Origin of the sequence: Haloarcula hispanica ATCC 33960 (assembly GCF_000223905.1) — an archaeon.
GTDB lineage: Archaea > Halobacteriota > Halobacteria > Halobacteriales > Haloarculaceae > Haloarcula > Haloarcula hispanica.
Window position 1 is genome coordinate 2,531,394 of record NC_015948.1, and the last position, 12,320, is coordinate 2,543,713.

A 12,320-nucleotide genomic window follows, 5' to 3' on the forward strand; every position below is an offset into this window, starting at 1 on the left:
AACAGTTAGTTCGTCTCCAGCGGCCGCCCCTGTGCCTCCCATTCGGTCAGGCTCCCTTCGTAGAAATCCACCTGCTCGAAGCCGAGATGCCGGAGAACGACGTACGTGTGGCTGATTCGCCGAGCGGTGTTACAGTAGAGGACGATACGTTTCTCGGGGACGATACCTGCACGTTCGAGAACAGATCGCGCTTCGTCTTGCGGAAGCAGTCCCCGCGTCTCGTCGTCGACGAGGGCCCGCCAGTCCAGCAGGACCGCACCCGGGATGTGGCCCTCGTCGTACTCCCCGTCCTCGCGTGTGTCGACCAGCACCGCGTCAGGGTCGTCCGCGGCGTCAGCGACCGCGTCCGGACCGACCAGCGGCGTCGCGTCGGGACGAGTCAGCTCGTAGTCGGTCGGCTCGACAGCCGGCGTCTCGCTCGACGTTTCCCGTTCGAGTTGCCAACTGGAGAAGTCGCCGTCGAGGAGATGGAGCCGGGCGGGGTCGTGGCCGAACAGTTCTGCGGTGACCAGAAACCGCGCGGCGAAGACGCCGTGGTGGTCGTCGTACGCGACGATGTCGCTCTCCGGGGAGACGCCGGCCTCCGAGAGCAACTGTGCCCAGTCGTCCTCGTCGGGGAGCATCCCTTCGCCAGCGTCGGCGTCGGACTCCGTGCCGTGTTCGTCTGCCCGGAACGAATCGAAGGGCACGCTCACCGCATTCGGGAGGTGGCCGAGGCCGTCGTATTCCCAGGCGTCGCGCACGTCGACGATTCGGATACCCTCGCCCTGGCTCGCCACCCACTCCGCAGAGACGAAATCAGTCATTGTCGTGGCGTTACCGCTCTGTCCGCTTGAAAACTCCCATCGCAGTCGGTCGAAGGTGGTTGCAAATATTGCTCGTTCTCACGGGAGAACAGAGCGAGCCGTCCCGGACATGGTACTCCATGGCCCTTATTCCCTCCACCGCTGGAACGCCGTCTTTCGGCACCTCCAAATAGGGGTAATATATGCCGCCAGGGTGGATGAGTGGCCGAACATGCCGAAAGTCGTGGTAATATATGTCTGGTAGACTTACGCTTCGACGCACTATGACTGACTACGCTAACGACGTGCTCGTCTCGGCCGACTGGGTCAGCGAGCATCTGGACGAGTTCCAGAGCGACGACCCCGCCCACCGACTGGTAGAGGTGGACGTCGACACGGAACTGTACGACGAGAGCCACGCACCCGGCGCAATCGGCTTCAACTGGGAGACGGACCTCCAGGACCAGACCACGCGGGACATCCTCGACAAGGACGACTTCGAGGACCTGCTCGGTGCCCACGGCATCAGCGAGGACTCGACGGTTGTGCTCTACGGTGACAACTCCAACTGGTTCGCCGCCTACACATACTGGCAGTTCAAGTACTACGGTCACGACGACGTGAAGCTCCTCGACGGCGGTCGCGAGTACTGGGTCGAGAACGACTACGAACTCACCGACGAAGTGCCCGAGTTCTCCGAAGTCGACTACGAGGCCGCCGGTCCGCGCGAGTCCATCCGCGCCTACCGAGAGGACGTCGAGAACGCCATCGAGCGTGAACTGCCGCTCGTCGACGTTCGCTCGCCCGAAGAGTTCTCCGGCGAAATCCTCGCACCCCCTGGACTCCAGGAGACCGCCCAGCGCGGCGGCCACGTACCCGGTGCCCAGAACATCTCCTGGGCGGCCGTCACCAACGACGACGGCACCTTCAAGGACTACGACGAGCTCGAAGAGCTCTACGCCGAGTACGGCATCGACGGCGACTCCACGACGGTCGCCTACTGCCGCATCGGTGAGCGCTCCTCCGTCGCCTGGTTCGCCCTGCACGAACTGCTGGGCTACGACGACACCATCAACTACGACGGCTCCTGGACCGAATGGGGCAATCTGGTTGGTGCGCCTATCGAGAAGGGCGAGGCTGAGTAAGCGACAGCGTACGAAGCCTCGAATCGAAGCGGCGACCGACGGGAGCCGCGGAGAAGGGCGAGGCCGACGACTGAGCGTAGCGAAGGAATCGGCCTCGTAGCGGAACGGCGACCACCGGGAGCCGTGAAGCAAGGCGAGGCTGAGTAAGCGACAGCGCAAAATCGGAGACCGACTTTCGAATTTTTGTAGCGTTGTTCGGAGCCGGTAGCGTCGCCGAGACGGTGGCGGCCGTTCCGAACGGCTATCTCCCGACGCCGAAATACAGCGGTGTGCCCAACCGTACATTCAAGTCAGATGCGGGTCGTACACCCGAATGTGGACCGAAAGGAACTCGAACGGGAACTCCGCGACGCCTTCGACGCCGACCCCGATATCGTCACGGTCGTGGCCAGACAGGCGCGGGACCTCTCGGAATCGGACCAGTTCGTGACCGACTTCGGGGCGGAGCTGACGGTGGGGGATGTCGTCGACAACCTCGCGGACGCGCCCGAGGACTATCAACTCGCCGAGCGATGGAACTGGTGGCTGGGTGCACTTGACCTCTCACACGGCGGCTACGCGCGGTTCAGCGTGCGACAGGACATCGACAAGACGTCCTGATCTGTCGCTGTCGGTGTCGGTGTTTCTGCGTGGATGAAAAAAACGGCACGACGCCAGTCAGTGTACGCTAAGCCCGTGTGCCTCTCGTGCGTGTTCGAGGAGTTCCTCCGTCGTGTCGAACTCCTCACCGCAACTGCACGTGTGGTACGTCGTCGGGGGTTGCTGGCGTGTCGCCATGACAACTGAACAATGAGCCCCGAGTATAATAATTGTTTATGCTAGCGTGATAACACTGCCCAGCCGACGTGTTATCTTCACACAATACCACAACCGGAAAGACTCCCTTGACAGTTCATAGTCCCTAAGAACCCGGATATCGTCGTGTTCCGGTCCATAGATATTCCGCCTTCCCGGCGGTTGATGGCACGATTCGGTCAGAACCGACGAACGGAAACGGGCGCGACGCTTCCGTCGGTATAATGGATGTGCAGTTTCTCGGCGGGGCGGGTGAGATCGGCCGGAGCGCCGTCCTCATCGACGAGTCGCTGCTGCTGGATTTCGGAATGTTGACCGACTCACCGCCACGGTTTCCGGTGCGGACGCCGTCGCCGGACGCCGTCGTCGTCTCGCACGGCCACCTCGACCACGTCGGGACCATCCCGGCGCTGGTGTCGGGCGACGCGCGGCCGCCGATTCACTGGACGCCGCCGACGTACGAACTGGCGATGACGCTCGCACGGGACACGCTCAAACTCCACGGCGGGACCGTCAACTGTCCGTTCACCGAGACCAACGTCAGACGGGTCACACAGGTGTCAGAGACCCACGGCTACCGCGAGTCGTTCGAGGCCGCCGGCTACGAAGTCACGTTCTACAACGCCGGCCACATCCCGGGGAGCGCACACGTCCTCGTCGACGATGGCGACACCCGACTGCTGTACACGGGTGATTTCCACACCGACGACCAGCGCCTCGTCTCGGGGACGACGGCACGCCCCGACGCGGACGCGATTATCTGTGAGAGCACCTACGCCGATGTCGACCACGAACCCAGGGAGACGGTCGAGGAGCGGTTCGTCGAGAGCGTCGAAACGACGCTCTGGGAAGGCGGGACCGTCGTCGTGCCTGCTTTCGCCATCGGCCGAACCCAGGAGATGCTGCTCATCTGCGAAGCGCACGACATACCCTGTTACGTGGACGGGATGGGCAAACAGGTGACCGAGATGCTCGGGCAGTACCCCGAGTTCGTCCGCGACGCGGACGCGCTCCAGCGGGCGAAATCCCACGCCCGGTTCGTCACTGGGAAGGACGGCCAGCGAAAGCGCATTACCGACCAGAAGGCGGCCATCGTCACCACCAGCGGGATGCTCTCCGGCGGCCCGGCGATGACGTACATCCCCGAAATCCGCGGGAATCCGATGAACAAGATCACCATGACCGGGTATCAGGTCGAGGGGACGCCGGGGCGAGACCTGCTAGAGACGGGGAGCGCCGAGATAGACGGTCGGATTATGCCGGTCAGCGCGCGCGTCGAGCAGTACGACTTTTCGGCACACGCCGACCGCGACGGGTTGTTTGCGTACCTCGACAGCTACCGTGACACGCCGGTACTCGTGAACCACGGCGACCGCTGTGAGGCTTTCGCAGCCACGCTCCGGCAGGACGGCTATGACGCGACAGCGCCCGAGCTAGGCGCGACCGTCGATATCCAGTAGGCGGTTACGCAGGCGACCTCGGCCCCGCTCAGTCATTCTCGTCCGCGTCTCCGGTGGCTCGCTGTTTCAGCCACTCGTCGAGCAGGTCGCGGATTGCGGCGTCCCGGTTGTCGCGGTGGTCGGCGAACGCTTTGTCGTCAATCGCGTCGAGCAACTCCTCGTCCAGTTCGACCTCAATCGATTCGAGGTCCAGAAACGCTTCGTCCATTGATTACGGGGAGTTGGACGGCCAGAGAAATATATCCTCGTCAGACAACCGTCGGTCAGTCGCGTGACAGCGGCCGCGAAGGCGGAGAGTTCCAGAAGGGTGTCAGGAGACCGCCATGCTTTGATTACGACTCGCGTCGTATCCACAGTCAGTGATGGGCTCGCTACAGTCTCTCATCGGCCCCCACCAGCTCGACGCGCTCGGCGCGTGGGCGGTAACGGGAATTCTCGTGGGTGGCGTCGGACGGTTCGCGGCCGGTGGCGAATTCGATTGGGCAGTGCTCACGGCACTCCTCGTGGCTATCGCGGTCACAGTTCCGTTCGCCACGCGGGACCTCGAAACGACGGTGCCCGCGGAGTTGCTCGGACTGGTCGCGGTGCCGGTACTCGTCCGGGCGTTCGGCGGCTTCCCGCAGGTCACGCCGTTCCTCGTGGTCGCCGGGGTCGCGCTGTTGCTGGCCGTCGAGCTCGATGCGGGCACCTCACTGACGATGACGCCGCGGTTCGCGACGGTGTTCGTCGTCATCGTGACGATGGCCGTTGCCGGCGTCTGGGCGGTCGGTATCTACGCGACCGACACGCTACTGGGAACCACGTTTCTCGATGGACAGACAGAGTTGATGTGGGATCTCGTCACTGCGGCGGGTGCCGGTGTCGTCGCCGGCGTCGTGTTCGAACTGTACTTCGAGCGGTCAGCACGCATCGCTCGACTGCGCGTCTCGGACCCGGATCCCCCGGAAGGTGACCAGTCGGAAGCGTCCCTTCCTGGAAACGGCACGCACCACCGCATCGCTGTCCGGACGCTACAGGCGCTCCTCGGTCTGATATCCGCATTCGCACTCGTTCGTGGCAACGTGACGCTGTTCGTCAACAGCGGCGGCCCACTGGCGATAACGTTCCTGCCGGCGCTGTTCCGCCGGGAGTACGGCTACGCGATGGACACCGGCCTCGTCCTGTGGATCACAGTGGCGTCGACGCTGCACGCGGCCGGCGCGTTCGAACTGTACGGAGCGTTTGGCTGGTACGACAGTCTGGCCCACGCCGTCTCGGCATCGCTCGTGGCCGGCGTGGGATACGCGGTCGCACGAGCAGTCGAACGCCACTCCGGGGCGGTTGCTTTCAACAGGAAGTTCCGCGCGACCTTCGTCGTTCTGTTCGTCCTCGCAGTGGGCGTCGGCTGGGAGATCCTGGAATTTGCCAGCGGCGGCATCGCGTCGATTATCGGCGGCGAGGCGGTCCTCGCCCAGTACGGGACGAGCGACATCGTGAACGACCTCGTGTTCAATACGGTCGGCGCACTCGTCGTCGCGGGCTGGAGCACCGCCCACTTCGAGGGTCTCGCGGCCCGACTCACCGGGCGGGTCGGGCGGCTCACAAGCGGTGATTGAGTCCCTGACGTCCTCTGTTCCCGAAAGCGGCTCTACGGTGCAGACGGACCGAAACGTATGGAGCAGGCACATCTCGATTTCGACCGCTACTTCGAGGTCGCAATGGAGACCGACGAGGCACAGGCCGCGGAGATGACTGTCGAGCCGGGTCGGTCCGTCGGCGGCCCGGAAAACTATCACGAGCACAGCGACCAGTGGCTGTTCGTGGTCAGCGGTACCGGCGTCGTCACCATCGACGACGACGCCCACCGGGTCGACGCCAGCGACCTCGTCCGCATCGAGGCCGGCGAACGCCACGGTCTCGAAAACGACGGGGACGAGCCACTGGAGACGGTCAACTTCTACACGCCGCCGCGATAGCCGTCTCAGGACTCGGTGTCGTCGACCGGAGACAGTTCGTAGCAGGTGCCGTCCCGAAGGACGAAGGGCACGTCCGATGCGATAAGCGCGCGGGCTGCCTCACCAGTGATAGTCGCCGCCTCATCCGGCCGGAGAGCCGTGTCGAGCGCCTCAGCCTGCGCGTCGGCGAGCGACAGCGGTTCGAGTGTCACACACCGGGCACTATCCGTCGCCTCGACTGCATACGTGACTTCGGCCGGCTTGTCGCCGTGGACTGCAAGCGAGAACACGTAGTACGAGCCGTTGTGGACGTACACCGAGCTGTTCGGGTCGAAGCCGCCCACGTCGGAGTCGTAGCGATGCTCGCCCGAGTCTATCGCGTCGATGACAGCGCGTCGGTCGCTGTCGGGGAGGTCGTCGACCCGTACCGTCGACTCGTTTCCGGGGTCGTCGACTTCGCTCACGCTGTATTTGTTGATGTAGCCGCCGAATCCGGTCGTTCGCTCCGCGACTGCGTACGTCTCGCCGTCGAACGCGAAACAGCCGAACTCGTGAAACACATGCGCCCACTCGTGGGCTGTCACGTCTGCCGAGGGGTCACGGATGGCTGTTTTGAGTGCATCGGTCGTCTCGGAAAAGACACCGACAGTCGCCGTTTCGGGCACTGCTGCGGCGTCGATCGGTGACAACACTACCGGGGTTGGCGTCGCTGTCGCCGTGGCTTCTTCCGTCGAGGAGTCGTCGCCGAGTCCGGAACAGCCGGTCACGAGCGTACAGGCGATGGTTCCAAGAACGGTCCTGCGGGAGGGCACAGTCGCCGATTTCTGGGCGACCGGTAAATGCTTTCAGCGTCAGGCGACGCCGGCCTCCGCGTCCATCGGGTCCTGAATGTCGCCGACGACCTCTTCGAGCAGGTCCGTGACCGTCACCAGCCCGATGACTTCGCCGTCCTCAAGGACGAATGCGAGTTCCTGACGCTCGGCCTGGAACTGGTCGATAGCGTCGCTGACGGTTGTTTCCGGCGACATCGTCATCGGCGGTGAGGCGACGGCTTCGAGGTCGATGCCGTCCAGCAGACCGCCCGACCCGTCCTGCTCCTCGCGCTCGTCGACGAGCGCGGGGATGTAGACGATGCCGAGGAAGTCTTCGAGCGTCTCGCCGACGAGCGGGTAGCGGGTGTGGGGCGTCTCGGCGATCCGCTCGGCGTTGGTCGCGTCGTCGTCGGTGGGCGACAGCGCAACGATATCCCCCCGCGGAACCATCACCTCGCTGACTTCGCGGTCGCCGACGCGGAACGCGGAGAGAACCTCCTCGCGCCGCTCGTCGGGTACGTCGCCGCGGTCGAGGACGGAGCCGAGTTCGTTGCGTAGTTCGGCGCGGGACTCGATGCTCTCGACCTCGGCTTCGAGCCACGCGCCGGACATCTCGACGCCGAACAGTCCCAGCGTCCACTTGGCGACCCCGTCACCGACCGAAATAATCGGCGAGATTAGCTTGGCGAAGTAGTACAGCGGGGTCGCACCGTACCGGCAGACGAACTTCGCGCGCTCGACGCCGAGATACGTCGGCGTCTGCTCGCCGTGGGTCAGGTGGACGAGGTTGATGAGGAGGAACGCGATAGCGCCGCCGATGCCGACCCCGGCCAGTGCCGATGTCTCGAAGTACGGCTCGAAGATGGCCGCGAGCGCCGGTTCGGCGATGATACCGACGGCGATACTGGAGGCGGTAATGCCGACCTGACAGCTCGTCAGATAGATCTCCAGGTCGTCGGTCATCTCCCAGGCACGCCGGAGGCCGGGTTCGTCGAACTCGGACTCGTCGTACTGTCTGGCCCGCGTCAGTGCGAACTCGATGGCGACGAAAAAGCCGTTGGCGAGAATCAGGGCGATTCCTGCAAGCAGCCTGACCGCGACTTCGACTGGTTGCATGTGCCGGCGGGGTTCACGTTCCGGCGGTGAAAAAGTGGGGATTGTAGTCTCCACTCACGCCGCGGCAGCACTGTCGGCCGTTCTCAGGGGCGTTCGAAGTCGTACTTGACGCCAGTGAGGTCGGTCGAGACCGCCCAGAGCCGCTCGGCGGTCTCCTCGTCACGCGAGGTCTCGTTCGACTGCTGGAATTCTGGCGCGCCGCGCATATCGAACAGCCCGCCGGGACCGACGTACTCGCCGCCGATGACGTCGTCGGCGGTGGCGGCGTACAGCATCGGGAGCGCGCCCTGTTCGGCAGATTGCGCGAAAACGGCGTTGGCGACGCCCATGGCCGCGGTTCGCAGCGTCGACCCCATCTCCCGCGGCCCGCGGAACTGGAGGTCGGTGTCGGCGTAGCCGGGGTGGCAGGCGACGCTTATCACGTCGTCCCAGCCGTGGTTGCCCAGACGACGCTGGAGTTCGTAGGCGAAGAGGAGGTTTGCGAGCTTGCTCTGGCCGTAGGCTGACCACTTCCCGTAGGAGCGCTCGCGCTGGAGGTCGTCGAAGTCGATTTCGCCCATCTCGTGGGCGCCACTCGACTGCGTGACAATCCGGGATTCGCCGTCGGCGGCCCGGAGCAGGTCGAGCAGGTGTCCGGTCAGGGCGAAATGGCCCAGGTGGTTGACGCCGAACTGCGTCTCGAAGCCATCGGCCGTCTCGCTCCGGGGAATCGCCATGACACCGGCGTTGTTACAGAGAATGTCGACGGCGTCGTAGTCGTCCCGGAGGCCGTCGGCGAACGCCGCGACGTTCGACAGGTCGGCCAGGTCACACTCCCGGACGTCGAGCGTCGCGTTCGGAACGGCTTCGCGAATTTCCGTGGCGGCCGATTCACCGCGTTCGACGCTCCGGCAGGCCATCACCACCGTTGCACCCCTGCGAGCGAACGCCTTCGAGCCTTCGAGTCCCAGTCCGCTGTTCGCACCAGTCACGACCACAGTTCGGTCCCTCAGCGGGGGCATATCTTCGATAGTCCAGCCTGTCATTGACGCAGATACGGGCGCGAGACACTGAAACCCATCGCCGGCAAGAGAGTGAGAGTCTTATGCCGTCGCCCCCGTGTTTCCAGTAATGAGCGACGTGCCGGTCACCGTCTACACGCGGGAGGACTGTCATCTCTGTGAAGAGGCCATCGAGACAATCGAGCGGGTCGCCGAGGACGAGGGGGTCGCCATCGAACTGGACCTCATCGACGTCGACGAGGACCCCGACCTCCGCGACGAGTACGGCGAGCGCGTTCCATACGTCTTCGTCGACGGGTCGCCGGCATTCAAGTACCACGTCGTCGAGGGAGAGTTGCGCGAGAAACTGCAGCAGTCGGCGTAACCGCAGGGCATCGGACCCACCAGAGCCGTTCGCTGTCGGGACCGGGTCGGCGCTATTGGGCAAGTACCAGTGCTGTTTATTGTTTCTCGAGGAGAATACGTCGGCGATGCCCTCCAGTATCAGCGAGAGAATCTTTACTGAGCCGTCCGGACGCCCCATTACACTCGTCCACGCTGCCGGTGCACTCATCTTCGCCGGCCTGTATCTCTACGGCTGGGTCGTCGAAGGAACCCCGGCTGCTTGGTTGCTCGCCATGGTAATCGGGACCGGATTAGCCGGCACTGCGGAAGCGCTTCCGAAGAGCCGACACCAAGCGGCCGGTATCCTCCGCTCCGTCGCGATTCTCGTGTTCCTCAGTCTCGTCGTTGCGTCCATCGTTGCACCCGAGTTCATCGTTGGCTGACCGCTGTACTGTGTCGGGAGTGTATCCTCCCCTTTCGCTGGGCCACTTCAGGAGTGTGCGCACAGTCGCCGACGGACGCCGGTGCTACTGACCGCGTTCGACCGCGTGTTTCAGCGCTTCAGCGGCCGCCGCCGGGTCGTCGGCCTGCGTAATTTCGGTGATAACAGCCACACCATCGGCCCCGGCTTCGACGACCTCGGTGGCGTTCTCGGTCGTGATTCCGCCGATACCGACGAAGGGAATGTCCACTGCGTCGGCGATGGCGGCGACGCGGTCGGTGCCGATGGCGTACTCGTCGTCGTCGATGTCGTCTTTCGATCCGGTGGCAAACACCGCGCCGACGCCGAGGTAGTCCGCGCCGGCGGCCGCGGCCGCTTCGGCGTCTGCGACAGTCGAAACGGAGCGGCCGATGAGCGCGTCCTCACCCAGAAGTTCCCGTGCAACGGGAACCGGAAGGTCGTCGTCGCCGAGGTGGACCCCGTCGGCGTCGAGGGCCTGTGCGATGTCCACGCGGTCGTTAACGACGAACGTGACGCCGGCCTCGCGGGTCAGCGCTCGCAGTTCCCGACCGAGTTCGTAGCGTTCGCGCGCGGTTCGGTCCTTCTCGCGGAGCTGGACGACGCCGACGCCGCCGTCAATCGCGTCCGCGACGATGTCGGCGGTTGTCCGGCCCGCCGAGAGCGACGCCTGCGTGACGAGGTACACGTCCCAGTCGACCATAGCGGGTCTCCGGACCGACGGGTCTTGTGTGCTGTGCGTTCGTCAGGACTCCGTTTCGGCTGTCGAACTCGGTGCGTTTGCCTCGTCAGTGCCGGCGTTGTCAGCCGTGAGCGCCCCGTCGCGGACGGCCATTCGGAGGCCGAACTCGGCGATGTTGCCGCCGTGTTCAGCCGTTCTGGAGAGACTATCGAGGGCGCGCGTGAGCCGGTAGTCGGCGTCGCCAGATTCGAACAGCTGTCGGTCGAGGTCGGTTATCCGCTGGCGGACGGCCCGGCGCGTGGCCAGCGTCTGTCGAGCGGTAGCGACGCAGGCGTCACCGATGATGACGCGGACAGCGTCTTCGACGACGGTTCGGACCTCCTGAGCGATACCTTCGAGGGCTGTGACGATGGTCCGCCCTGGCTGGCCGTCGAGCTGGTCGGCGACGGTCCCGATTCGCTCGGCGTGGTCGGCCACGCGTTCGAGTTCGTTGGCGGTCGCCCAGAGGCTGAACAGTTCGGGGCGGGTCAGCCCGAGCGCGTCGATTTCGTCGAGCCGTGCCAGTCCCCGCTCGAAGTAGCGGTCGATCATGGCGTGCAGCCGGTCGGCCTGCTCGTCTCGGTCGGCCCATCGGTCGCTGGTCGTCCCGGTCGTGAGCGCGGCCATCGCATCCCGGTGCATCGACAGGGCGACGAACTGGAGCTGGCGGACCGACTGCCTGACCGACACCTCGCCGGCGTCGAGCAACGTCTGGGCCGTGACTTGTGTCTCGGTTTCCTCGGCGACGGTCACGCCGGTCAGGTTCCGAGTGACACGTTCGATGGCCCGGAGTTGTTCGTCGGTGTAGCCATCAGGGACTTCGAGGACGACTGATTCGACGCCGGCGGCGTAGGCTGCCCGGAGTAACTGTTCTATCTCGGCCGGGTCGTCGGTCCCGGCTTCGAGTTCGACGCGGTTCCGCGCCGTCGTCTGGGACTCGGGGGTCTGAATCACCAGCAGGCCGTCGATGTGTGTGTGGAGGTTCACCGTCGTCCCGGCCGTGCAGTTCTCCGATTCGGCCCACTCTTTCGGCAGTGAAACGGTGTACGTGCCGCCACCGACGGTCTGTATCTTTCGTGTTTCCATGCTTAGTAGATGAGTTCCGAGTCGGTTTCGACCATATACAGCGTGCGTGCGGCGATGTTGACAGCGTGGTCGCCCACGCGTTCGAGGTCCCGCACGGTCAACAAGAGCCGAGAGACGTCGTCAAGGAGTTGTTCGACCGCCCAGCCGTCGTCACTGTCTGCCTCCCGTTCGATGAGGTCCCGTGCGACGGTCTCACTGGCCCGCTGACAGAGCGCATCGAGGGCGTCGTCGTCAGCCGCGATAGCGCGGCATTCCTCGACGTCTTCACGCCGATAGGCATCGATACTGCGCTCAACCATCTCAGTGGCTTCGCGGCCGATCGTGTCGACGTCGACCTCGGGAGCGAGTCGACGGTCGGCAGATTGTGCGTACGCTGCGAGGTTCGTGGCGAGGTCCGCGACGCGTTCGAGGTCAGTGATTATCTTGAACGAGGCGGCGACAAAGCGGAGGTCGGTCGCGACCGGCTGCTGGAGGGCGAAGAGGTCGATACAGTCGGCTTCGAGTGCCAGATACAGGTCGTTTATTTCGTCGTCGCCATCGATGACCGACTGTGCCAGGTCCTCGTCGACGGACCGAAGCGCAGTGAGTGCGGCTTCGAGTCGCTCAACGACGAGGTCTCCCATCTCGACGACGTTCTCCCGGAGTTCGTCCAGTGCTTGCTGGTACGACTCTCGTGACATA

15 protein-coding genes are annotated in these 12,320 nt (G+C 64.5%); 7 read left to right on the forward strand and 8 right to left on the reverse strand.

All coding sequences use genetic code 11. The features are described 5' to 3' along the window. Positions 1-5 precede the first annotated feature (5 nt). On the reverse strand, positions 6-806 hold the full coding sequence (locus HAH_RS12700; RefSeq protein ID WP_014041284.1) for a sulfurtransferase: 801 nt from the start codon (positions 804-806) through the stop codon (positions 6-8). A 263-nt stretch (positions 807-1,069) separates the two neighbouring features. Between HAH_RS12700 and HAH_RS12705 the strand changes: the two genes are divergently transcribed. The 3 genes from HAH_RS12705 to HAH_RS12715 all read left to right on the forward strand — a co-directional run bounded on the left by HAH_RS12705 (position 1,070) and on the right by HAH_RS12715 (position 4,185). After that, positions 1,070-1,930, forward strand: a complete 861-nt coding sequence (locus HAH_RS12705) for a sulfurtransferase (protein ID WP_014041285.1) — start codon at positions 1,070-1,072, stop codon at positions 1,928-1,930. A 294-nt stretch (positions 1,931-2,224) separates the two neighbouring features. Next, entirely contained in the window at positions 2,225-2,530 is a 306-nt protein-coding gene (locus HAH_RS12710; RefSeq protein WP_008307932.1) for a hypothetical protein, read from the forward strand. Between the two features lie 419 nt (positions 2,531-2,949). Further along, complete coding sequence (locus HAH_RS12715; RefSeq protein ID WP_014041287.1) at positions 2,950-4,185, forward strand: MBL fold metallo-hydrolase; 1,236 nt, start codon at positions 2,950-2,952, stop codon at positions 4,183-4,185. Positions 4,186-4,213: 28 nt separating this feature from the next. Here the strand turns inward: HAH_RS12715 and HAH_RS12720 are convergent, their stop codons facing one another. After that, positions 4,214-4,393 carry a ribbon-helix-helix protein, CopG family gene (locus HAH_RS12720; protein ID WP_014041288.1) on the reverse strand — a complete coding sequence of 60 codons (180 nt, stop codon included), beginning with the start codon at positions 4,391-4,393 and terminating at the stop codon, positions 4,214-4,216. 154 nt (positions 4,394-4,547) lie between these two features. On the opposite strand from HAH_RS12720, the gene HAH_RS12725 reads away from it, so the two are divergent. Together HAH_RS12725 and HAH_RS12730 are read left to right on the forward strand one after the other, a co-directional pair. Next, a complete protein-coding gene (locus HAH_RS12725; RefSeq protein ID WP_014041289.1) occupies positions 4,548-5,780 on the forward strand; it encodes a hypothetical protein in 1,233 nt (410 codons plus the stop codon). Positions 5,781-5,837: 57 nt separating this feature from the next. Continuing rightward, positions 5,838-6,140, forward strand: a complete 303-nt coding sequence (locus tag HAH_RS12730) for a cupin domain-containing protein (protein ID WP_014041290.1) — start codon at positions 5,838-5,840, stop codon at positions 6,138-6,140. Between the two features lie 5 nt (positions 6,141-6,145). On the opposite strand, the gene HAH_RS12735 is transcribed toward HAH_RS12730, so the two are convergent. The 3 genes from HAH_RS12735 to HAH_RS12745 all read right to left on the reverse strand — a co-directional run bounded on the left by HAH_RS12735 (position 6,146) and on the right by HAH_RS12745 (position 9,072). Further along, the gene (locus HAH_RS12735) at positions 6,146-6,931 is read right to left on the reverse strand and encodes a hypothetical protein (protein WP_014041291.1); all 786 of its coding nucleotides are present in this window, start codon (positions 6,929-6,931) and stop codon (positions 6,146-6,148) included. Positions 6,932-6,970: 39 nt separating this feature from the next. Further along, positions 6,971-8,047 carry a hemolysin family protein gene (locus HAH_RS12740; protein WP_014041292.1) on the reverse strand — a complete coding sequence of 359 codons (1,077 nt, stop codon included), beginning with the start codon at positions 8,045-8,047 and terminating at the stop codon, positions 6,971-6,973. A gap of 83 nt (positions 8,048-8,130) precedes the next feature. Continuing rightward, positions 8,131-9,072 carry an oxidoreductase gene (locus tag HAH_RS12745; RefSeq protein ID WP_023843413.1) on the reverse strand — a complete coding sequence of 314 codons (942 nt, stop codon included), beginning with the start codon at positions 9,070-9,072 and terminating at the stop codon, positions 8,131-8,133. Positions 9,073-9,157: 85 nt separating this feature from the next. On the opposite strand from HAH_RS12745, the gene HAH_RS12750 reads away from it, so the two are divergent. Together HAH_RS12750 and HAH_RS12755 are read left to right on the forward strand one after the other, a co-directional pair. Beyond that, complete coding sequence (locus HAH_RS12750) at positions 9,158-9,412, forward strand: glutaredoxin family protein (protein WP_014041294.1); 255 nt, start codon at positions 9,158-9,160, stop codon at positions 9,410-9,412. Positions 9,413-9,518: 106 nt separating this feature from the next. Then, positions 9,519-9,815 (forward strand): hypothetical protein, encoded by a 297-nt coding sequence (locus HAH_RS12755; RefSeq protein WP_044952033.1) that lies wholly within the window; start codon positions 9,519-9,521, stop codon positions 9,813-9,815. Positions 9,816-9,899: 84 nt separating this feature from the next. Here the strand turns inward: HAH_RS12755 and thiE are convergent, their stop codons facing one another. From thiE to phoU, 3 genes are read right to left on the reverse strand one after another with little or no spacing between them, the layout of a single operon-like run. Then, the gene (gene thiE, locus HAH_RS12760; protein ID WP_014041296.1) at positions 9,900-10,535 is read right to left on the reverse strand and encodes a thiamine phosphate synthase; all 636 of its coding nucleotides are present in this window, start codon (positions 10,533-10,535) and stop codon (positions 9,900-9,902) included. Positions 10,536-10,577: 42 nt separating this feature from the next. Further along, complete coding sequence (locus HAH_RS12765) at positions 10,578-11,639, reverse strand: phosphate uptake regulator PhoU (RefSeq protein WP_014041297.1); 1,062 nt, start codon at positions 11,637-11,639, stop codon at positions 10,578-10,580. A 2-nt stretch (positions 11,640-11,641) separates the two neighbouring features. Next, complete coding sequence (gene phoU / locus HAH_RS12770; protein ID WP_014041298.1) at positions 11,642-12,319, reverse strand: phosphate signaling complex protein PhoU; 678 nt, start codon at positions 12,317-12,319, stop codon at positions 11,642-11,644. Between the last annotated feature and the right edge of the window lies 1 nt (position 12,320).